The sequence below is a fragment of the Vibrio sp. 1069 genome, from assembly GCF_033340555.1.
On sequence record NZ_JAWOWP010000003.1, the window covers coordinates 88758 to 111340 of the forward strand.

Annotated in this window: 24 protein-coding genes; 10 read left to right on the forward strand and 14 right to left on the reverse strand. The window is 44.9% G+C overall.

The genetic code is table 11. The features are described 5' to 3' along the window. The first annotated feature begins 8 nt into the window (after positions 1-8). Positions 9-392, forward strand: coding sequence for a VOC family protein (locus R7040_RS06440; protein WP_258469575.1), 384 nt, complete (start codon positions 9-11; stop codon positions 390-392). Positions 393-449: 57 nt separating this feature from the next. On the opposite strand, the gene R7040_RS06445 is transcribed toward R7040_RS06440, so the two are convergent. From R7040_RS06445 to R7040_RS06470, 6 genes are all read right to left on the reverse strand, one after another. Continuing rightward, a complete protein-coding gene (locus R7040_RS06445; RefSeq protein ID WP_065275487.1) occupies positions 450-1889 on the reverse strand; it encodes a PepSY-associated TM helix domain-containing protein in 1440 nt (479 codons plus the stop codon). 415 nt (positions 1890-2304) lie between these two features. Beyond that, a complete protein-coding gene (locus R7040_RS06450) occupies positions 2305-2664 on the reverse strand; it encodes a hypothetical protein (protein ID WP_080276971.1) in 360 nt (119 codons plus the stop codon). A 219-nt stretch (positions 2665-2883) separates the two neighbouring features. Further along, positions 2884-3273, reverse strand: coding sequence for a cytochrome b562 (locus tag R7040_RS06455; protein ID WP_005375067.1), 390 nt, complete (start codon positions 3271-3273; stop codon positions 2884-2886). A gap of 156 nt (positions 3274-3429) precedes the next feature. Then, positions 3430-4182: a phosphatase gene (locus tag R7040_RS06460; protein WP_005375066.1), complete on the reverse strand. Its 753-nt coding sequence runs from the start codon at positions 4180-4182 to the stop codon at positions 3430-3432. An 83-nt stretch (positions 4183-4265) separates the two neighbouring features. Then, on the reverse strand, positions 4266-4712 hold the full coding sequence (locus tag R7040_RS06465; protein ID WP_005375065.1) for an SRPBCC family protein: 447 nt from the start codon (positions 4710-4712) through the stop codon (positions 4266-4268). Positions 4713-4811: 99 nt separating this feature from the next. After that, positions 4812-5735: a DMT family transporter gene (locus R7040_RS06470; protein ID WP_033906700.1), complete on the reverse strand. Its 924-nt coding sequence runs from the start codon at positions 5733-5735 to the stop codon at positions 4812-4814. Between the two features lie 128 nt (positions 5736-5863). Here R7040_RS06470 and R7040_RS06475 point away from each other — a divergent pair, with 128 nt between their 5' ends. Together R7040_RS06475 and R7040_RS06480 are read left to right on the forward strand one after the other, a co-directional pair. Continuing rightward, positions 5864-6757, forward strand: coding sequence for a LysR substrate-binding domain-containing protein (locus R7040_RS06475; RefSeq protein ID WP_033906699.1), 894 nt, complete (start codon positions 5864-5866; stop codon positions 6755-6757). Between the two features lie 73 nt (positions 6758-6830). Continuing rightward, positions 6831-7889 carry a S1 family peptidase gene (locus R7040_RS06480; protein WP_025768593.1) on the forward strand — a complete coding sequence of 353 codons (1059 nt, stop codon included), beginning with the start codon at positions 6831-6833 and terminating at the stop codon, positions 7887-7889. A gap of 16 nt (positions 7890-7905) precedes the next feature. On the opposite strand, the gene fliJ is transcribed toward R7040_RS06480, so the two are convergent. From fliJ to R7040_RS06520, 8 genes are read right to left on the reverse strand one after another with little or no spacing between them, the layout of a single operon-like run. After that, positions 7906-8346 (reverse strand): flagellar export protein FliJ, encoded by a 441-nt coding sequence (fliJ, locus tag R7040_RS06485; RefSeq protein WP_017820533.1) that lies wholly within the window; start codon positions 8344-8346, stop codon positions 7906-7908. A 24-nt stretch (positions 8347-8370) separates the two neighbouring features. Next, positions 8371-9717, reverse strand: a complete 1347-nt coding sequence (gene fliI, locus R7040_RS06490) for a flagellar protein export ATPase FliI (RefSeq protein WP_053350026.1) — start codon at positions 9715-9717, stop codon at positions 8371-8373. Next, positions 9710-10465, reverse strand: coding sequence for a flagellar assembly protein FliH (gene fliH / locus R7040_RS06495; RefSeq protein WP_064354936.1), 756 nt, complete (start codon positions 10463-10465; stop codon positions 9710-9712). Before fliH ends, fliI begins: the two co-directional genes overlap by 8 nt. Positions 10466-10469: 4 nt before the next feature. Further along, positions 10470-11483, reverse strand: coding sequence for a flagellar motor switch protein FliG (locus tag R7040_RS06500; RefSeq protein WP_005375048.1), 1014 nt, complete (start codon positions 11481-11483; stop codon positions 10470-10472). Beyond that, positions 11452-13203 (reverse strand): flagellar basal-body MS-ring/collar protein FliF, encoded by a 1752-nt coding sequence (gene fliF / locus R7040_RS06505; RefSeq protein WP_005384024.1) that lies wholly within the window; start codon positions 13201-13203, stop codon positions 11452-11454. Before fliF ends, R7040_RS06500 begins: the two co-directional genes overlap by 32 nt. A 3-nt stretch (positions 13204-13206) precedes the next feature. Next, positions 13207-13563, reverse strand: a complete 357-nt coding sequence (gene fliE / locus R7040_RS06510; RefSeq protein ID WP_005375045.1) for a flagellar hook-basal body complex protein FliE — start codon at positions 13561-13563, stop codon at positions 13207-13209. Positions 13564-13578: 15 nt separating this feature from the next. Beyond that, positions 13579-14910 (reverse strand): sigma-54 interaction domain-containing protein, encoded by a 1332-nt coding sequence (locus tag R7040_RS06515; protein WP_017820535.1) that lies wholly within the window; start codon positions 14908-14910, stop codon positions 13579-13581. Then, positions 14910-15929, reverse strand: a complete 1020-nt coding sequence (locus R7040_RS06520) for an OmpA family protein (protein WP_213967597.1) — start codon at positions 15927-15929, stop codon at positions 14910-14912. The genes R7040_RS06515 and R7040_RS06520 overlap by 1 nt, the downstream gene beginning before the upstream one ends. Before the next feature lie 379 nt (positions 15930-16308). On the opposite strand from R7040_RS06520, the gene R7040_RS06525 reads away from it, so the two are divergent. Genes R7040_RS06525 through flhA form a run of 7 tightly spaced genes read left to right on the forward strand, consistent with a single transcriptional unit; the run spans position 16309 to position 22576 of the window. Beyond that, positions 16309-17127, forward strand: coding sequence for a FliM/FliN family flagellar motor switch protein (locus tag R7040_RS06525; RefSeq protein ID WP_005375039.1), 819 nt, complete (start codon positions 16309-16311; stop codon positions 17125-17127). Then, positions 17124-17495, forward strand: coding sequence for a flagellar motor switch protein FliN (fliN, locus tag R7040_RS06530; RefSeq protein WP_005375038.1), 372 nt, complete (start codon positions 17124-17126; stop codon positions 17493-17495). The genes R7040_RS06525 and fliN overlap by 4 nt, the downstream gene beginning before the upstream one ends. Positions 17496-17513: 18 nt before the next feature. Further along, positions 17514-18272, forward strand: coding sequence for a flagellar type III secretion system pore protein FliP (fliP, locus tag R7040_RS06535; protein WP_005375037.1), 759 nt, complete (start codon positions 17514-17516; stop codon positions 18270-18272). A 12-nt stretch (positions 18273-18284) separates the two neighbouring features. After that, a complete protein-coding gene (fliQ, locus tag R7040_RS06540) occupies positions 18285-18554 on the forward strand; it encodes a flagellar biosynthesis protein FliQ (RefSeq protein ID WP_005375036.1) in 270 nt (89 codons plus the stop codon). Next, positions 18554-19330, forward strand: coding sequence for a flagellar biosynthetic protein FliR (gene fliR / locus R7040_RS06545; protein WP_005375027.1), 777 nt, complete (start codon positions 18554-18556; stop codon positions 19328-19330). Before fliQ ends, fliR begins: the two co-directional genes overlap by 1 nt. After that, positions 19327-20454: a flagellar biosynthesis protein FlhB gene (flhB, locus tag R7040_RS06550; protein WP_005375025.1), complete on the forward strand. Its 1128-nt coding sequence runs from the start codon at positions 19327-19329 to the stop codon at positions 20452-20454. Before fliR ends, flhB begins: the two co-directional genes overlap by 4 nt. A gap of 31 nt (positions 20455-20485) precedes the next feature. Beyond that, entirely contained in the window at positions 20486-22576 is a 2091-nt protein-coding gene (flhA, locus tag R7040_RS06555) for a flagellar biosynthesis protein FlhA (protein WP_005375024.1), read from the forward strand. Positions 22577-22583: the final 7 nt, after the last annotated feature.

Below are 22583 nucleotides of genomic sequence, written 5' to 3' on the forward strand. Positions count from 1 at the left end.
GGCTAACCATGTTTAATGCCATTCATCACGTCGCGATCATTTGCAGCGATTACCCAAAGTCAAAACGCTTTTACACTGAAGTGTTAGGACTGAAAGTCATTGCCGAGAACTATCGTGAAGCCAGAGACTCCTACAAGCTTGACCTCGCTTTACCTGACGGCAGTCAAGTTGAACTGTTTAGCTTTCCGGGCGTCCCTGAGAGACCGAGCTTTCCCGAAGCGCAAGGCCTGCGACATCTCGCTTTTTTGGTTGATGATGTTGAGCAAGTGAAAGTCTACCTAGAATCGAATGACGTTGAAGTTGAGCCAATTCGTATTGACGAATTTACAGGCAAAGCCTTTACCTTCTTCCAAGACCCAGATGGCTTGCCACTGGAGATTTACCAGAAATAAAAAGAGCCAGCACTTCGACTTCGCAGGCTCTTTTATTATTCCATTCTTTGTCTGTTACTAATTCAACGCCGTTTTCAGTTTCTCAACGCGGTTGAACAACAGCCAATCCAGTGCGAGAACCGTAACAATTGCCAAACCGCCCATCGGGAACGCGAGACACAATATCACTAACGTTACTAAGCCAAGCTTCCAAATACTGTCTTGTTGAAACTTAGGTGGCGCGCCCAATGCGGCACTGCGACTTGGTCTACGAATCCACCACATCACCACACCTGTGATTGAGATTAAGATGAACGCCAAACAGAACACTACGTTGAGTACTTTGTTCAATATACTCACATCACCTTGATGCAATGACACACCTGCCGCCATGAACTTGGCAAATAGGCTGTAATCTTGCCACGTTACATCCACCAACAAGCGACCGGAATACTGGTCAAAGTGGCTGGTGCGATCTTGTCTTGGGTCGGAGATATCGCCACCCATGGAGTTAGCTGCAACGGTGTAAACGCCCGTCTCAGAGCGTGGCAAAAACAGCTTATAGCCAGTGAAGCCCATCATTTCAGCTTTGAGGACAATATCATCAATAGAGAGCGCATCATGGTTGCCTGCGTATGCCATATCTTCTTTCATATTGGCATGATCATGAGCGGGTTTGTCTTTCGATTCAGGCACAGCAGCAAGCTCTAAGTTCCATGGCATCTCTTCTGATGCACCATGATTCAGGTCTTTGTGTGTCAGTGTGGATTCCGGTTTCTCACCCCATGTGTAATAGGTTGGGAAGGTATTCCAAGCTTGTACCATTTTCGCACCCCAGATCCCTGCCCAAGATAAACCTGAAATCAAAAAGAACAACAGAACAATCGACAGCACACCACCTAAATTCGCATGCAGGTCACGCATCAAAATCCGAGGGCCATTGTTAAAGCGAATTTTCAAAAAGCCGGCGCGGCTGGCGTTGTCTCTCGGTAACCAAAGGTACAAACCAGACACCAACAGCAAAATCCCCAGACTTGCGGCGATTTCAATTAAACGGTCGCCTAGGTCGCCGATGAGCAAGGTGCCGTGAATGCTGTTCATCAGTTCATAGATGCTATCACCACGATTAATGGTGCCCTGTATGTCTCCTGTATAAGGATTTACTGCAACAATCAGCGAGCTGCCTTCTTGGTTTTGAATCGAGAATCGGTTGGCAATATCGGCCGTTTTAGCAGGTACAAATTGAGTGACATTAAAATCGGGATACGTCTGCTTTACGGTTTCTAATTGTGCAGAGACAGGAATCATGTGCTCTTGTGGTGAAACTTGTAATGTCGCTTCGTATCGAGCCAGTTCGATTTCGTCATCAAACAACATCACCAATCCCGTGAGGGAAAGCATCAGCATAAATGGAATGACGAACAAACCTGCGTAGAAGTGCCATCGCCACGTCATAAAGTAGATGGATTTTGCGCGTGAGGCTTCCTTGAGTTGAGGCTTTGCCGAGTTTCTCAACATGTGTATTTTCCTTTTTTCATTGTTGAACACCCAAATTCAGTCAAACGCATCCTACACATACGCATTCGTATGCGGCGTTATTTGACTTAGATTTGGGAGTACCACTGCTCGAAGTGGCAGTGTTGCTGACTATATACCCAAGTGACTTCAAGATGCTGGATTCAGAGCGTTGTCATTGATTCGAGTGCAAAGAAAACAACGCTGTGTAATAGACAACTCTTTCCAAGTTGTTTGAAGCAGCAATCGGAGCAATGACACGCTCCCGAAGGGCGAGTTGCCTTGGCTTGTATACTTTGTTGTCGATATCTTGATTTAGACCCACTAGACCTTTAAATCGCCGCCGCGTCTACAAACCGAGTCATTCTCGCTGAACCAAGCATCTCGAGGTTACTTGGGTATCGTGTAATTGTTTTTGTTATGAGAAAAGGGAAACTGGCGGCGCTCTAGGAACTGGTGTTTCAAATCGCACACTTAGAGCCAAATAAGCGTAGCTGTCAGAAGTCACCAAGCTCTGTCTTGAAAGTATCGGTGTCGTTGGAAGTGTATCGTGATGAAAAGTCGAGAAGTGGCTAAACGGACAAGGCTTGCCTTTGTGGCTGACCGAATTGTCGCCCTCTTCTATTTGGACCAACTCAAATCCGTTAAGCGTACATAGCGTCGCCCACACGCCCATGCTGTTACCATGAGCATTGATAACAGGCATCAGCGTCACTAGCACCCAACTGAGAGCACTAGCAAATAACATCGAGCGGTAAAAAGGAATTAATCTACGCATAACGGTGACTTAACAAATTTCACACAGCGTAACCAATTTTGAGTGATAGCTCAAAAAACAGTATCAATAAGTGGTTGCTACCTCACAGGTTTTCTTGAATGCATCGATTGACAGGCGCAAAAAAGCCCGCCGAAATGGCAGGCTGATAATGTGTTCATTCATTACTTAGAGATAACACGTAATCCACTGCCACGAGCAAATGCTCCGCTCGGTAGATAATTAGCCGAACAACTTGCTCCAAATGCTTGGATTGCGCTTGTCGTGGTACTCTTCACGAAGACTATCGATTTCACGCAGTTGGTCTTTCGCTTCTTGTAGCTTGCCCGCATCAAGATCCGCTTCAATCTTATCTAGCGTTACCGTCAGCTTGTTAAAGCCTTCTAAGTAAGTATCAAACTTCTCTGGTGGGTAATTACCACGCTTAGATTGTTCAACAATAGCTTGCAAGCTATCAATCGCAGATTTCATGGTTTCGACATCAGATGCTTCTGCCGCCTGTTTGAATTCCATCTTCATCTGTTTCATGTTTTGTTTTAAATCAACCGCTTCTGCCATTGCGTATGTTGAGCCAAACGCAATCGCACACCCTAGGACTAAAGGACGTAACATTTTTCACTTCTCCATTTATAGTGCCGAATTCTGTGTCGGCTTTATTCACCCAAATAACCTACGCCATAAGAGGCGAAAAACTAGCTTAGTTGAGTATTTCCGGGTCGCAGTGTAAAGCAATCTGGCGTCGGGTGCATACCTTAAATGTAATCAAGTTTATGCGTTGAGAATGCTGTCATATTCTGCAATTGGTTTACGGCCTCTCAAAGCTAAGAAAGACAAAAACTGCTGAGCGGTGTGAGTAATCACTTTCTTGCTATCAATACCCACTTTGTCCATTAACTCTCCAACCAAATCCAGATTACCAACATCGTGACAGAAATGCGCGTCACTGCCCGTGGTGAAGAAAACACCGAGATCTTTCCCGATTTGTGCAATCTCGTGGCAACGGTCTACGCTGCCTACTCGGCTATTGCCCTTCAGAGTGGTGTTGTTAATTTCAATCGCGACATTGTGCTCTTTCGCGCACGCTAAAACGGTCTGAAAATCAAAGTCGAAATTTGGATTACCAAGATGACCGAGCGCATCAATACGGCCACTCTGAATGACATTAACAAGTGCTTCCGTGTGAGTTTGCTTGTTTGCAGGACGAAAAACGGGTTCATGAAAACTCGCGATCACCCAATCTAAGTTGCGGTCCACACTCAGTGGAATATCAATGTCGCCTTCGGTATTCATAATGTTAGATTCAACGCCGCGAATAATCGCAACGCCTTCAAGAAAGCGAGGCAGAATTTTCTGGTTAGAGAAGAACCAGTAATGAGGCGCACCCGGCATTGATTCTGCGTGATCGGTCGTGCAGAACATATCCAGCCCGTTCTCTTTTGCCAACTTTGCATTTTCAATCAAGGTACTGTACGCGTGACCACTTGCGTACGTATGTGTATGGGTATCAACTTTAAATTCCATCATCCACTCTCTAAGGTGCGCTATCTTGCGTGCTATTGTATACCTTCAGGCAACGCATCGTCAGCCCAAGATAGGCAAGAACCCTAAGCTTGCTCTTCACTAATGGCTTTTATCAAGGGTAAGGCTTTTTCCCATCCGTGATTAAACATGGAAACAAAGTCATTGTGAGTATGAATGGTAACATTGAGTAGTAAACGATCGTTGTTGGTATCGATCTGGTAGATCTCTCGCGATCCGATCCACCTAGATGCTAGGTCAGCATCGAGTTGTTGACGATTATCCGGATTAAAAATGGCAACATGATGAAATTCAAGTTTTTGAAGCGGTAGCACCGTATCTATGATCGCCCTTGTCCCGCCCATATCTGGATCAAAAAAAGTGATGCCACCTCCTTCTTCCCAAGCTCCTTCAAATTGAGACTGCGGTGAAAAGGCTTGCGCCCAACGTTTATACAACTCAACATCGGTTAGCACTTCCCACACTCGTTGCGGTGTCGCCGAAATTTCGACGTAATAATTTAGCGTAAGCATGATTTCTCTCCCTGAACCTTTCTTGACGCTAGCCCATACTCAGGAAAAATCAAACCACACGACCAATTTATCTACCTGCCCCCTTCATTTTCCGACAGACTAAGAAGTTCTCGCTTGTAAACCGCCACTGCGATGCGCCTTAAAGCGAACCCAACATGTGTTCAGTATGATTGCGAGCACTATTAAACTCATCCCAACAATTTGACTTTGACTCATTCGGTCTTCAAAAAACAGGCTCTGCCAAACCGCAGTGAACAATAAGTTAGTAAAAATGAGTGGTGCAAGTTGAGAGCCACTGCTTGCCAGTTTATATGCTTTGGAGCGAAAAACTTGGGTGTTAATGATCATCAGAGACATCATACCGATCCACAGCGTATTTGAAGAAATCTCAGGCGCCATAACACTCATATTAAGTAACACGTCGAAGTCGTTAAACAAAGTTAGCGGCAACAGAAATACGGCAGCAAAACCAAACGCCCAAAAGTTGATTTCTAGCGGCGACATATTTGTTTTACTCACTTTATATAACGTAAGCTGAGAACCAGAATTGAAGAGTCCACCAGCCAAGCCGAGCAATAAATCCGCTCGCCATGTGATCTCACTTCCGCCGCCCGCCAACATAACCACACCAGTGAACGCCATTGCTAAAGCCGCCAATGTTGAAACACGAATGCGCCCCCTCATGAACAGCTTTTCAACCAAGGGAATAAATAATGGGCCAGTAGCAAACAAAACGACCCCCTCAACGAGCGTTAACGTTTGTAATGACGCGATAAAGCAAAGTTGTGACAAACCGATACAAAGAGCACGCAATAAAATAGGCTTTAGCGTGCCCGCTTTAGGAAAGGTAAGGTTTTTCACACGAAGTAAGATAAGCAAGATAAGCGCAGGCACCAAAAAACGTAAGAAGCTAAATAGTGTGACGGAAAGTTCGCCTGACAACTGCTTTGCTAACAGTCCAGTAACAGATAAGCTTAACGTAGACATTAACATGAAAAGGATAGATTTGTTTACAGCATTCATTCAATACTCCTTAATATATGGAGCATTTTAAAAGACATCACTTATAGTAAATAGCGAGTAATATTAACCATTGATGTAAGAAAAACTTACAGTTTAACTTATCTATCACCAGCTACGGTTTTTAAATTATGCGGAAACTAGTCCCCTTAAAGTCCATCTACGCATTTGTTGCAGTAGCTGAGTCTGGCAGCATGACAGAAGCAGCACAGATATTAAGTGTGAGCCACTCAGCCGTAAGTCAGGCAATTAAATCGCTGGAGAGTCAAGTCAACAAGCCTCTATTTGATCGCATAGGCAGACAAGTTCAACTCAACGCGGACGGTAAAAAGTATTACAGGAAGGTGGCACCCGCTTTAGAGCAAATTGTCGATGCAACGGAAGCACTCATCCAAGATCAGAACTTGCAGCGTGTTACGCTCAATATGGTGAATTCATTGGCTCTTCACTGGTGGATTCCTCGAATGTCAGATTTACAAGGGTTTGCTCCTCAATTAGACGTTCGTTTATCAAACCTGTCTGGCAGATTCAATTTAGAACAAGAAGGTATCGACGCGGCCTTGGTGCATGGAAATCCCGAAGAATGGCAGGATTACTACTGCGAAAAGCTCAGTGAAGATGAACTGGTTTTGGTGTGCAGTCCTGAATTGATAGCGAAGACCAAGGACTCAAACATCACTCAACTCTTAAAGCAGTATCCCATCATTGAAGTTACTAACGAACGACGGAAAAATGACTGGAACGTGTGGCTGGACGCGACGGGTATCCAGCGACCTAAAAATAAAAAACCAATCACTTTTAACATGTCGATACAAGCCGTCCAGGCCACAACTCGTCGTTTGGGGTTATTGGTCACTCATCGCTTGTTTGTGAAGGATGACATCAAATATGGTCAGCTAATCGAGCTGGGTGAACCCGTCATTAATCCTCATCAACAGCTTTACTTTGTATGCCCGCCACACAAGCTAAAGCTTGAATCATTTCATCTGTTGCGATCTTGGCTACAACAATCATTCAACTATTAGAAACTTTTGTTAAGCACATTCACTGAAAAACTAGTATAAAGTTAGAAGAGCACTTTTCATCCAAGGATGGTTTATGAAGCAGTATCAAATATGGCTAAGCGCACTCTGTTTTGCAGTATCTTTGAGTACGACCGCTGAAGTAGAAAATGATAACCGCCTTTCAGAACAAGGGATCTCCACGGCAATTATTGGGGGTCAGCAGGCTACCCAAAACCAACTTCCTTTTTTTGCACGTCTTATTCTACATAAAACTGGCGCTAATCAGTTTGCCAATATTTGTGGGGGAACCATTGTAAACGACCGCTTCATTTTAACTGCGGCTCACTGCGTAGAACCAAGCGTTTTTACTGACGGCTGGACAATCAACGACCTACGAGTGTTAGTCAAAAACCCTACGATGAATGACGTGTTTGTTGAAGAATTCAAAGATGTTCGCTCTATCACGATTCATCCTGATTATGTGCCTAGCGATTTATGGATTAATGACATCGCTGTCCTTGAATTGACTAGACCTATCACCGATAACGTCCAATCCATCACTTTACCGCAAGACTTTGGAGACTACAGCAGCAAGTCAGTTTATCAGATATTCGGTTTAGGTCAGACCTCAACCAATGATGAAAGCCCCCCTAACTATTTACGCTGGGCAGAAGTAAAACCCCTTACCGACACCCAATGCGCTTCGTTGGTAACAGGGTTTAACGCTCAGGAAAGTTTATGTGCGAATGGATTTCCTGAACGAAGCTACACTGGTATCTGTCGTGGTGACTCAGGCGGTCCTCTCACCTATCAAGACAATAATGGCATGTATCAGCAAATTGGCATTGTGAGCTACGGTTCTTCAGTTTGCGAATCCGCTGCGATTCCAAGTGTGTTTACCGAGATTTTGAACTATGCAACATGGATTGAGACCCAAACCAGCTCAGGTGTAAAAACCAGTTATAACGCCCTCTTAGCAAGTTCGGAAGATTATCATAGCGAAGGGGACTCTGGCTTTGAGCCTGTCGATACCAACACATCTGGCTTTGGTAACAACGGCAGCAGTGGCGGCGGTGCTCTCGGATCAGGGTTGATCATGCTTGGAGGCTGGTTTGGTTGGCTAAGACACCGCAGAAATTATTCGCGCTCCTAGTAGCGTCAACAAGACATCATAATATCTTACGCTTAACGCGAGAGTTAATGATGTCTTCAATCATCTTTTGCTCTTTTTTCGCTTTTTCATAGTTCTGCTTAGTACGCCAACGATCAAGCACTTTTTCTAACCCTTGAACGCGTGCGTGCTTGTGTTCTAGCGTTTTCTGTACAGATGCACATTCCGCTTGCATAACGGCTTGCTCTTGCTCGTGGTGACGAAGCATTCTTTGTAGCATTTGGTCAACACGATTAAAGTTCATCAAAGCCGCGCTCGTCAGCGTCGGGCCGGTTCGGGTTGATTGTCCAGCGTGGCCTTTCAACGCCGACAACTGTTCCAATTGCATTGAAAGATGGGAGTGACGCTGACGCATGGCATCAAGTTGTTGACCCACACGGTCACGCTGTTTTTCTTCCATTTGCTGTAACTTGCCTACGGCTTTTAACTTGGATTTCATTTCAGCCTTGTCACTCCCATTTGATTAAGCACTTTGAAAAAGCTGCGCGAGCTCGGTCAAACTGGTTGGGTAATCTACAGACTCGTTGGCAGCTTGTTGTAGATATGCACGCAAATTTGGATACATAGCAACAGATTGATCTAACTCAGGATCTTGTCCTGGTTGATAACCCCCTAATGGCAGTAACTCTTTAACCTGAAGGTAGTTGGAGTACATTTGACGGAAGTTATTCGCAATCGTGCTGTGTGCGTCCTGCGTACAAGTATTCATACAACGGCTAATAGACGCGTTGATATCTATCGCGGGATAATGCCCTTGCTCAGCCAGTTGACGCGATAAAACGACATGCCCATCTAAGATGGCGCGCGCGGAATCCACGACAGGATCTTGTTGGTCGTCCCCTTCTGCCAATACGGTGTAAATTGCCGTTAAGCTACCATGTTGATTTTCACTGTTACCCGCTCGCTCTAAGAGTTGAGGTAACACGCTGAAGACTGAGGGCGGATAACCACGAGAAGCTGGAGGCTCACCGAGCGAAAGAGCGATTTCGCGCTGTGCCATGGCGTATCGGGTTAGAGAGTCCATCAGAAGTAGAACGTCTTTGCCTTGGTCTCGGAAATACTCTGAAACGCGATGACAAAGTAATGTCGCTCTTAACCTCATTAGCGGGGATTCATCAGCAGGAGCCGCGATAATGATCGCTTTCTTGCGCGCTTCTGGGGTTAAGTTTCTCTCGATGAACTCACGTACTTCTCTGCCTCGCTCACCGATAAGCCCGACCACAATTACATCGGCCTCCGTGTTTTTGGTGATCATCCCCATTAACACACTTTTACCGACGCCACTGCCAGCCATCAAACCAATACGTTGGCCTTTGCCTACCGTCAATAGTCCATTAATCGCACGCACGCCTACGTTGAGTGGTGTATCAACTGGGCGTCGCTTCAGTGGGTTAATCGGTTTTGGTTCAAGTGAAACTCGCTCTCCCCCCTTAAGCGGTGCCCCGTCATCTAACGGCTCACCTAAACCATTCAGTACGCGTCCTAACCACTGAGAGCTTAGCTGCACGGTACTGTCACCATCAAGAGGGATGACTTTTGCACCTGCAAACAGACCGCCTAAACGGCGGATAGGCATGAGGTAAGCAATAGTGTGTTCAAAGCCCACAACTTGCGCTTCGATCATATCGCCTTCCGCGGTTTCTACGAGACAACGCTGCTCAAGCTTAAACCGACACCCTACGGCTTGTAACATTAAGCCGTTTACTTTTATCAATCGCCCTGTTACGCGAGCAACAGGGATTGAATCGAGCGAAGCCAAGGCTTCGCTCAAACGCTCACTTAATAGTTCATGGCTTAGGGTATTACTCATGCTCAGACTCTACCTGTGGAATACTGACTTCATCCAAAAGGTGTTGCTTTACATTGTCCATACAGGCTTCCAAACGAGAGTCGCAGCTCGCATCCGCTTCTGCGTCATCAGTCACTAACTGACAGCCACCAATAGGAAGCTCCGTATTAGGGACCAGTTTCCAAGATTGCGGCAAATCAGCATTGATGTGAGTAATGCGCTCTAAATCTTGCGGATTTAAATGCACAGTTACTGTTTCCGCTTTACCAGGCATGGCAGACAATGTCTCGTCCACCAAAGCTAGGATCTGCTGAGGCATTAAAGTGAGCTCGGCACGAATCACTTGCTGAGCTACCTTTTGTACCAGTTCACAAATCATATGACGTTGTTGCTGCTCTTTTTCATCCTGCCAACGAGAAAGGGCGTGAAAAAGTTCATTGACAGGCTTCGCCGCCTCCAAAAAGCCTTGCTTTCCAGACTGCTCACCGGAAACAAAGCCTTTTTGGAAACCTTCTTTTTGGCCTTCCAACAGACCTTGTTGCTTGCCCTGTTCGATACCTTGGCGTAAGCCTTCCTCATGTCCTTGTTGCAAACCTTGTTGAAAACCTTCTTCAAGTTGCTGTTGGATATCAATTTGAGGTTCTTGCCAGCCTTGGTTATCTAGCCCGAATTCGTCTTCGATAGTCTTAGGTTGCGCTAAAGGAGGAAAACGGTGTAAACGATACCCGCTCGGAGGCAATCGCATAGTACTTGATTTTATCTCTAGCATGACCTTACTCCACCGTTGGCTCTTCATAGAGAAGCAGCTGAACTTCACCAGATTCATCCAGCTCACGTACCATTTGCATGATGTCTTGACGTGCTTTTTGAACTCGACTTAACGCAACAGCGCCGCGTGCGTCCATGTCATCTTCTAGCGCTTTCACCATACGTTGCGGCATTGAACGCTTAATAGCTTGTTGTAAGGTAATATCGGAACCTTTTAGCGCAACTGCCCACAACTCTAGCGGGATTTGCTGCACCAACATGTCCATAGTTTCTTCGCGTTGTCGGCCAAGAACCATAAAGTCGAACATGTTTTCTTCAATTGCATTAACAACATCTTCATCATGCAACTTCAGCATTTCCATCAATGAACCACGGTCACCTTCAAAGCGGTTAATGATATCTGCTGCTTGCTTAACACCTGATAACGGCGTGCTTTGACTTGCGGATACTTTTTCGATGCAACGCTCAACGAGTTCATGCAAATCAACGGCAACTTGATGATCGATATCTTGCAATTGAGCAATACGGAACAAGATTTCGTCATGGTAATCTTGTGGCAAGTGCTTCAATACCGCTGAAGAGCTGTCTGCTGGCAAATACGCTAGAAAAATTGCTTGCATTTGTGGGTGCTCGTTCACAATGAAACGAGCGAGAGTTTCTGCTTCCACCCACTGTAAGCGCTGCATATTGTTGCGAATTTCATCGCCATATAAGGTATTTAATAACCCTTTTGCCAAATCGTTACCCAATGCTTTACGCAATGTATTAGATAGGTATTCCTTAGAGGCTCCTCGAATACCGCTGTGCTCACGGAAATCTTCAAAGAAAGTTTGAATAACACCACGAGCAGAATCGCTCTTAATGCCATTTAACTTCGCCATTGCACGAGTCACACGCTGGGTTTCATCACGGCTAAAGTGTTGCAAAACCTTCGCTGCGGCATCCTCGCCCATGCCTAATAGCACGAGCGCGGTTTGTTCAACATAACTAAGCGTCTGCTTTGATAGAACTGTGTTCATTGATGTTTACCCATTGTTTCAGTATTTCGGCTACGCGCTCTGGCTCTTCATTAGCAATAAGCTGTAGGTGTTTCAATTGAATTTCTAATGGCGAGCCTGCTGGCGGTAGCATGTCGCTGTTTACATCTAAACCTGAAGAGGCTGAGATGCCTTTTTCAGATAGGCGGCGATCAAGTACTTCTTCATGCTCGCGTTCTTCACGCGTTTGCAAGTTTTCGTAGTCAGGTTCTTCCTGAGGCTCAGCAAAATTTAGCTCAGGCACAGGTTTATCAACGCCAGTTAGGTGCATGATTAATGGACGCAGTACGAAGAAGATCATCGCCAAGCCTAACAAGCCACCAATAACGTAGCGTATTGGCTGCTGTACTGTAGGGTCTTGCCACCACGGCAGTGCAGGAGGAGCATCAATTTCAATTGGGGTGAAGTTGAAACTCATTAAACTTAAGCTGTCACCTCGTGTGGCAGAGATACCAACAGCATCCATGATCATGTTTGAGATTTGCTCTTTATCGGCTTCACTCCACGCGACACCATCTGGCGAAGCTTTGGAGTTCAACAGAACCGAGACACTAAGCTTTTCTATTTGGCCTTGTTGGTATTGAGTACGACGAACACTACTACCTACAGCATATTGACGATTCACTTCAGATCGCGCATTCGTGTTTTGGCTATCGTTCGTTTCCACTTCACCAGATCCTGTCACTGGCGGTTGGTTACTTAGAGAACCAGGAACACCCAACGCAATTTGATCAACCGAGTTGTTATGAATGGTGTGCTCATTACGCACAACCGGTGCGTTATCCAAAATTTCTTGTGTTTCTTCAACTTGGCTAAAGTCCAGATCGGCAGCGACTTGTACTCGGAAGTTACTCGGCCCCACAATCGGCGTAAGCATATCTGCTGCGCGTTGGATGATCTGTTTTTCAACACTCTTCTGGTATTCAAGATATTTCGCATTTACTTTACCAGCTTCCGCAGAAGCGACATCCGCACTAAGAAGACGGCCATACTGGTCAATGACAGAAACAAATTCTGGCTTCATTGCCGTGACACTGCCGACCACTAGGTTAATGATCGCTTCAACTTGTTCAGGCTTTAAGTCTTCACCAGGTTTGAGCTCAAGCATGACAGATGCTGATGGATTCTCACTGTTTTGGCGGACGAATAGAGTTTGACGAGGTATTGCTAAATGAACACGCGCGTTCGCTACTGAGTTCAAAGACATGATAGTACGTACTAACTCACCTTCTAAACCATGACGATAACGCGCTGTTTCCATAAATTGGCTCGTACCAAGAGAGCTATCTTCCTTGAGCGAATCCAAACCTGTCGGCAGCTTAGCTTTAACACCTTTTGATGCAAGCAACATGCGCACCTTCGCAACCTCACCTTCTGGTACAAGAACTTGTCCATTTTGCTCTTGCATGCGGTAGCTTACGCCTTCGCTTTCTAATACCGACACAATTTCGCCGATATCAAAACGCTCTTGTTGGCTATAGAGCGGACGAAAGCTCTGCGAGGAACTCCATAGTGCAACCACAATAATCGCTGCAACAATCGCAGCTAACACCGCAGATAGCACTAAGTTTCTCTGACTGCTAGACCAGATTTGCTTCAGCTTCGTTGTCACATCGTCCATGCCGTTGGCAGTAGAAAATGTCTGTGCTGTGCCGGTAGCCATAGCTGTGTTTCCGGCGACTTGGGGGGTTAGTTCTGACATGAATTACACCGGCATCTTCATAATATCTTCAAATGAGGTCACGACTTTGTTGCGCACTTGCATCAAAGCATTAAAGGACAAGCTGGCTTTTTGGCTCGCGACCATTGCACCAACTAGGTCATCACTTTTTCCTGTTTCTACGGCCGTCATTTTTTGACTAGCCACTGATTGATGTTGATTCACTGTATCCAACACATTTGTCATCGCTTGTGAGAACGATAAAGGTGCGTTTAGTGATTGTTGATCTAAAGGATTTGCACTCACGATAAACTCTGGCGGCTGCACTTGTGCCTGCATCGCCTGCATTTTTGACAACATAAGTTGCTCTGCCGAGACCGCATGAGTAGGTTGACTTGCCATCTATTTTTTCTCCTATTAGGCAGCCGAGCCTAGTGCCGACTGTAAATCAATACCATGTTCTCGCATTGCTGCGAGCTTGTAGCGTAGCGCTCGAGTAGAGACTCCAAGCGCGTTTGCGGTTTTCGTTCGGTTTCCACCAAACTGACGTAACTTTTCCAAAATAAACTGATATTCAGCTTGCTTCTTCGCTTCTACATGACCAAAACTTGCAGTTGGCTCTGCTGTAGGAACTGACGCGACAAGCTCAATAGGCAGCATCAGGTCATGGGCTGTAATGTAATCACCATGACGCATGACCAAAGCGCGTTGAATGACATTTTCCAACTCACGAATATTGCCCGGCCAGTGATACTGACTCAGCGCACTAATCGCATCTTGGGATAGGTGACAGCGGCTGCTATCTTGATACTTTTCAATAAAGAATTGGCTAATTGGTAGAATGTCCTCTTTTCTTTCACGCAAAGGCGGCCAGTGCAGAGGCAGCACATCTAATCGATAATAAAGATCTTCACGGAACGTGCCTTTTTGAACTTCCTCACGTAAGTCTTTGTTGGTTGCCGCAATAACACGAATATCGAGCTGAACGGCTTTATGGCTACCAACACGTTCTACTTCACGCTCTTGAAGGACGCGTAACAATTTCGCTTGAACCGCAGGTGACATTTCACCAATCTCGTCAAGCAGAATCGTCCCGCCATTTGCTTCTTCAAACTTACCGCTTTGAGAATTTGTCGCTCCGGTGAACGCGCCTTTTACATGACCGAATAGCACAGCCTCTAACATTGACTCTGGAATGGCGGCGCAGTTAACCGCCACAAATGGACCATTGATACGCGGAGAGTGCTCATGCACATATCGCGCCAGCACTTCTTTACCCGTTCCCGATTCACCTGTAATAAGCACACTCGCGTTAGTACATGCTGCACGATGCGCCAATTGCAGAACTTGTTTGCTTCTCCAAGACTCCGCAACAATGTTGGCCATTGGCTTACCTAACGCTTCAACACGTTTAAGCAGATTAACCAACTGATTAGATTCAAACGGGCGTAATAGATAATCAGTAGCGCCCGCTTTCATCGTCTCAGCAGCCAAGATGCCTTGTTCTTGGTCGACAATCGCAATAACAACACCCGAATTTCGCTGCTTTTGGTGACACGCGACAAACTCACGAACACACATATCCGGCAGCGTAGAGCTCACTAAAGTGATTTCTGCTCGCTCTTCAAGCAAAGCGCCTCGACCAGTACGAGTGTGTTTCGCGGTGTAACCTGCATTTTGCAACACATCCAATACTGGTTGAGCAAGAGCTTCATTTGGCTCAACCAACAAAATTTTCGTTTTCGTCATCATTGAACCTTAACTTTCGTTTGTTGATTTTGTGATTGTAGATCTGGGTGGTGTTTCGTAGCCGTATACTCGTTGTCCCTCACTAAACGCAGGGTGACACGTCGGTTTTTTGCTTGGCCATTAACCGAGTTATTGCTGGCAATTGGGTAACGTGAACCATGAGCTCGTGTTTCGATCATCGACTCGTCGACCCCAAGCTCAATCAAAGCATTGGTGACTTGCTCTGCTCGAGTACGTGACACAGAAAGGTTCGTTAAACTTGAACCAACGTTATCGGTGTGACCGTCGATGAGGATTTTGGTCACTCGATCATCCACAGATACATAGCTATACAGCGCTTCTAGTGTTGCTTTCTGTCCACGACTTAACGTCTTCTGACCAAACTCAAATGAGAGCGCCATATCCCTTGCCTCTGAAAAAGACAATTTAGGCAATCGCGCGCGACACGCATTAAATGATTTCAATGCGTTTTGAATTTGAAGAGTAGGAATCACAATCTCTGAAACAGAGGAAGCATTACTTCCTTTAAGTGACAGCGTCACCCAACTACCCGAAGCAATTGAATCCATGAATTCTTCAGCGCCTTTATTAAAGATGAAACGCTGAGACGGCTTAGTAAATTCAAGGGAACCAAATTCTTTTCTATAAAGCTCATCACCCCAAGGAGCATTTTGAGTTGTTAAAGCAATCGTTTTCCATTTATTGTTTTCATATTCTATATCGGAAATAAAATAGAATTTATTATTAGGTTCCGCTAGGAAATAAAACTTCCCATAGTCTTTATTTGATTGCAACAAGTTGCATTTGAATTTATTTCCCTCATATGTCCATTTAGAGAGGTCCATAGGGATTATTAAGACTTCTTCTGAATATGACACTTTTGAAAAAATAAAACTGATAACAATAATTGTGTTACAAATTATCAAACGGACATGATTCATGTATATCTTACATTCCCATGACTTAAACCGTTTAATTAAATATGCCACCAAGCCGAGAGAACTGGCATAGCTAATCATTTTAATTACCTATTCTGAATATTAAAATTGGTTACAAAACGCTCAAGAGAGCACGCTTAGCCTCCAACGGAAGCTTTAAGCATAAAAAACAGTATCTTATAATTTATTTATTTGAAGTTGTTGTTACGCCATAAAGGCAATTTAAAAAAGCTATAACAACTAAAACGCTCAACATTGTTATTTTATTTATTAAGCGATTTATAAAGAAAACTAACTCTTTTTAAATTTCATTAAAAGATTATGACTATATGAACAAAGCAACATGTGAACTAAAGTCACAATCTTAGAGTTTGGAGCTAAAAGATCATTAAAATTTCTGTGTAGACTACACGCCATTAAGTTAAAACACTTTCGATTGTTAACGCACGGTAAAATATAAATGGAAAATAGAGTTAGCGAGCCTATTTCTGATAGTCAACTACTTGATGTAGAATTATTAGGCAAACCTATTCATATCATTCGTGAGAAGCTCGATAATTTAATTTCAGAATCTTGCTCAAACCTTACGACTGAATTACAAAATTGGCTCAGCACAGGAAAAGTGGAAGCTAGCTTAACCTCAGTAGACTTGCACCGCTTTACATCGGTTGAGATGGACAAAGAGCAAACGTCGACCTATCAACATCAGGAAGGCGGCATGGTATTCATCCATGGTAACCCTCACACGCTAATAAAGTTGGCTGATAGATTTTATGGTGCAAGTGCAGAGCGTTCAGCCGCTACTCTGACGGCCAGTGACTTACGTTTACAAGAGCGCATCAGTCGAATCATCATCGGTTGGCTTGCTCCTGGTGAAATGTGGGACACGGGTGAGTATGAGACCCCTAGAGGAATTGGCATTAACGTTCAATTAAACATTGCGTTTGACGATCATCAAGGCTCAATTCATCTCAAGCTAGATGGTCATCTTATTCAAACGCTGATCGAGCAGCTTGAACTGCAGCCTGATACCGATTTGTTTCAACCTTTCTGTCGTTCTTTAGAGACGACCCCCGTTCGACTGAACGTTGTTCTAAGTAAAAAGAAGATGCCTTTAAGTGATGTGGTTGGCTTACAACCCAACGATATTTTACCTATTGAGCTTCTTAACACGGTTCCAGTAAGCATTGGCAACCAATCTCTATTTACAGGTCGTATTGCCGAGCAAGACGGCCAACTTGTTTTGATCTTTAACCCTGATAAGGAACCGCAGCGATGAGCGAAGCGCTAGAAACTAATGCATTCGACGCAGAAGAACTGAACTTTGATGATTTTCAATTAGAAGACTTTGAAGCCGAAGATACGCTCCAACAAGAACCAGCCACTGCGGAACGTGACCTTAGCTTTTTCAAAAGCATTCCTGTCACAGTCACGCTGGAAGTTGCGAGTAAGGAGATCCCACTTGGGGACTTAATGAAAGCGGGTGAAGGCACGGTTATCGAGTTGGAAAAGCTCAATGGCGAGCCTTTAGACGTGAAAGTAAACGGTTCTCTTATGGGCCACGCTGAAGTTGTCGTTGTCAATGATAAGTATGGACTTCGTCTGATCGATGTACATGACTCTGCATTGAGTGGCGTTGGTCAATAATCTTAGGTAGGCATCACAATGAAAAATCTGAGCGCTTGGCACCGTTGGTTACCTCTTTTGGTATTGGTGTCACTTTTGTTTGCTTTCCCAACAATGGCGGCTGACAACGGCTTAACTATCTTGTCCGTTTCTGATGGCGACACACAACAAGAATACAGCGTTAAACTGCAAATTCTGTTGTTGATGACGGCGCTCAGTTTTCTTCCAGCATTTATTTTGATGGCGACGAGCTTTACTCGAATTGTCGTTGTCCTTGCGATTTTGCGCCAAGCTCTTGGTCTTCAACAAAGCCCACCTAACAGAGTGTTGGTCGGGATCGCTCTCGCATTGACGTTACTGATTATGCGCCCTGTCTGGAGCGATATTTATGAAAATGCGTTTCAGCCATACGACAACGGCGAAATCACGCTAATACAGGCTTTTTCTGTTGCAGAGAAACCAGTGAGAGAGTTCATGTTGGCACAGACGCACCAAAGCTCTCTTGAACAAATGTTACGTATTGCCAATGAGCCTCTCGACCAAAACGTTGAGGATATTTCATTTGCCGTTGTCTTGCCTGCATTTGTCATTAGTGAACTGAAAACCGCCTTCCAAATTGGTTTTATGCTTTTCATCCCGTTTTTGGTCATCGACTTGGTTGTCGCCAGTGTCCTGATGGCAATGGGTATGATGATGCTATCACCTTTAATTGTCTCACTTCCCTTTAAGTTGGTGGTATTTGTACTCGTGGATGGTTGGGCAATGACAGTTGGCACCTTATCTGCCAGCTTCGGTTAACTAGGAGCAGTTATGACCCCAGAACTAACCGTAACGTTATTTTCCGATGCAGTATGGCTGATCATTTTGATGGTTGCCGTATTGGTTGTTCCAGGCTTAATTGTCGGTTTGTGTATCGCCGTATTTCAGGCTGCCACACAAATCAACGAGCAAACACTCAGCTTTTTGCCACGTTTGCTCGTTACCTTATTAATGGTGATTTTTGCAGGTCACTGGATGCTACGTAAGATCATGGAACTGTTTGATTTCTTGTTCCACAACATACCAGGGATGATTGGCTAATGGCCATCACATTTGCAGAGCTCTCGGCGATACTCGGTCAACTCTGGTGGCCGTTTTTTCGTGTGGGAGCCGTATTTATTTCAATGCCTTTCTTTGGTGATGCAATTATTCCTGTTTGGGTTCGTACTTTACTGGCCCTCTCGATCGTTGTCATTACTGGACCGTTAATGCCACCCATGCCACAAGTCGAATTATTCTCTATGACTTCCCTGTTCCTTGCTTTTGAGCAAGCTATTTGGGGGGTAATGTTTGGGTTAATTTTGCACATGCTCTTTAACGTTTTCACCATGCTTGGTCAGGTGATTTCTCTGCAAATGGGCTTAGGTATGGCGATGATGAATGATCCTATTAACGGGCTTTCTGTCGCCATTTTGGGACGCATATTTCTGATTTTCTCAACCTTGTTGTTTCTTGCGCTAGAAGGACACTTACTCGTCATAGATATCGTGATTCAAAGCTTTGTTGTTTGGCCAGTCGGATCTGGTATCACATCGCTTTCTCTGCAAGGTGTTGTCAATATTTTCGGTTGGATGTTTGCCTCTTCACTAGCTTTGGCTTTACCCGCTATTGTTTCCATGCTTCTAGCCAACATCAGTTTTGGTGTAATGAACCGAGCCGCACCATCACTTAATGTCTATGCGTTAGGTTTTCCTATGACGATGCTGCTGGGTCTATTCAGCGTATTAATCTCAGTTTCTGGTGTTCCTGGTCGCTACACGGCGCTCGTTCACGACACCATTAGACACTTGAGTAACTTTATGTTGGGGGGAGCATGAGCGATCAATCTTCTCAAGACAAAACTGAAAAAGCCTCACCGCAGAAGGTAAAGAAAGCCCGTCAGGAAGGACAAATTCCTCGCGCGAAAGAGTTTACTACTGCGGTTATATTTCTAGCGGTGGCGCTCTACTTTTACTCTCAGCTTAATAGTATTTGGGAAAGCATGTCGGGGATCTTTCGCTACAACATGATGCTGACGCGAGCCGACCTAGAAAATCCTAAACAACTTGTCGAGCAATTGGGACAAAGTTTAGCAGTCATCATCGACATGCTATTACCATTGTTTACCGTCATTATTATCGTGACCTGTGGTAGTAGCCTTGTGCTAGGCGGCTGGATGTTCCGTCCCGCGAACGTGATGCCAAAGCTCAGCAAAATTAATCCTTTGAGCGGGATAAAGCGCATTTTTTCGACCCGCTCAGTGGTTGAGCTCTTAAAGTCGACGTTCAAAGTAGCCGTGATCTTCGGCATCTTATATGGCTATTTAGACAACCACTTACAGCCATTACTTGGCATGCAAAACCTCCCACTCAGCCAAGGTTTTTCTCTAGTAATGTCAATTCTGTTTGAAGGCTTACTCTTAATGGGCTTCGCCTTGTTGTTATTTGGGGTTATCGACATTCCTTATCAGCGTTGGGAACACCTAAAAGAACTCCGCATGACGAAACAAGAATTGAAAGAGGAATTTAAAAATAATGAAGGTCGTCCGGAAGTAAAACAACGTATTCGTCAAATACAGCAACAGTTTGCGCGCCGTAAGATCGATAAAATGGTGCCGACGGCTGACGTGATCATCACAAACCCAACGCACTACGCAGTCGCACTGAAATACGAGCCTTCGCTTTCTGACGCGCCCTTTGTCGTCGCAAAAGGCGTAGACGAAACTGCTATGCACATTCAACGTATCGCCCGAGAAAACAAAGTGGAAATCATTAACTCCCCGCCACTTACCCGTTCGATTTATCACACGACGGCGATTGAACAAGCAATCCCAAGCCAACTGTACATCGCAGTGGCACATATTCTTACTTACGTTTTGCAATTGAAAGCCTTTCGTAAAGGTGAGGGAAAAGAGCCAATTCCTTTACCTCATTTTTCGATTCCAAAACATTTGCAGCACTGATTAACCCGCGTTTATCCAAGGACACGAAAGTATGCTTAACCGGTTAAAACAACTTCAAACATCAACCAAAGGCTACGTTGGCATTCCAATCGTCTTGCTAATGATATTAGCAATGGTGATTCTTCCTTTGCCTCCTCTGCTACTGGATGCGCTGTTTACCTTTAATATCGTCTTAGCAATCCTAGTATTGCTGGTCAGCACAACCGCAAAGCGACCATTAGATTTCTCTGTTTTTCCAACTATTTTGCTGGTCGCAACATTATTACGTCTCACATTGAACGTGGCTTCTACGCGAATTGTACTCCTAGAAGGACATAATGGTGGTGACGCAGCGGGTAAGGTCATTCAAGCATTCGGTGAAGTCGTCATTGGCGGTAACTACGTCGTTGGTATGGTGGTGTTCGTCATCTTGATGATCATCAACTTCGTCGTAATCACCAAAGGTGGTGAACGTATTTCTGAGGTTTCAGCCCGCTTTACGTTGGATGCTTTACCAGGCAAACAAATGGCAATTGATGCCGACTTAAACGCTGGCCTTATCGATCAGGAAACGGCTCGCTTACGCCGTAAAGAAGTCGCCAACGAAGCCGATTTTCATGGTTCGATGGATGGTGCATCAAAGTTTGTGCGTGGCGATGCCATCGCAGGTTTGTTGATTCTGTTTATCAATATCATTGGTGGTATCAGTATTGGTGTCTTCGAGCATGGACTCGCTGCGTCTGACGCCTTTAAAACTTATGCCCTACTCACAATCGGTGATGGTCTAGTTGCTCAAATTCCTTCACTACTATTGGCAACGGCTGCCGCGATTATCGTTACGCGAATTAATGATAGCGATAATGGCATGTCGGAAACCATGCAAAAGCAATTACTGGCAACTCCTGCAACGCTATTTACTGTCGCAGGTATTATGGCGGTAATCGGTATGGTACCGGGTATGCCACACCTAGCCTTTTTTGCGTTTGCTGGCGCATTAGCGTTCGCAGGGTGGCGTCAAACCAAGAAGCCAGTGCAAGACTCCCAGATTGAAGAGGTCGAAGCACTTTCACAAGCAATGCAAGACGATGATACACCGCTGACATGGGATGATATTCCTCACGTCCAAACATTATCACTTGCGCTTGGTTATCGACTCGTCCATCTAGTCAACAAAGAACAAGGGGCTCCTTTATCACAACGTATCCGCGGTGTGCGTCGAAACCTTTCTGAACAAGTTGGCTTTTTATTACCTGAAGTTCGTATTCGTGACAACCTGAGCCTCAAGCCAAACCAATACACAATTTCTCTAAATGGCGAAGTCATTGAGCAAGGTTTTATTGAACCAGAGCGTTTAATGGCGATAGCGGTTGGCGAAACTTACGGTGAGGTAGATGGCATTTTGGGTAGCGATCCTGCTTATCAGTTGCCAGCTGTGTGGATTGAGCATCAAGATAAAGCAAAAGCACTTAATATGGGTTACCAAGTTGTCGACGATGGCACTGTTATAGCCACTCATATTAGTAAAATCATGAAGACAAACCTTGCAGAATTGTTTACGCACGACGATGTGGAAGCAATAACCCAGCGTTTGACACAACAAGCCCCGAAACTAGCAGAAGCATTAGCAGCAGCACTTAATCCAGCACAGCAGCTGAAAGTATATCGTCAGCTTTTATTGGACCAAGTGCCACTAAAAGATATTCGCACGATTGCCAACACAATGTTGGAATCCGCGGAAAATACAAAGGACCCGATCCTACTTGCATCTGATGTACGCTGTGCACTAAAGCGTACGCTTGTTAACTTAATTGCAGGACAAAAGAACGAATTAAATGTCTACGCACTGTCTGATGAGTTAGAACAAATGCTACTAACTTCACTGCAACAAGCACAATCTTCTGGTACGGTAACACTAGATAGCTTCCCAATTGAGCCAAACATTCTTGGTCAGTTCCAACAAAACTTGCCATTGATCAGACAACAGCTTAAACAACAGGGGCTACCTCCGATCCTTCTCGTTATGCCACAGCTGCGCCCTCTTCTAGCGCGTTACGCTCGTACATTTACACAAGGGCTGGCAGTATTGTCTTACAACGAAATCCCAGAAAACAAACAAATCAATGTGGTAGGAAACCTTGGTTAATCTTATT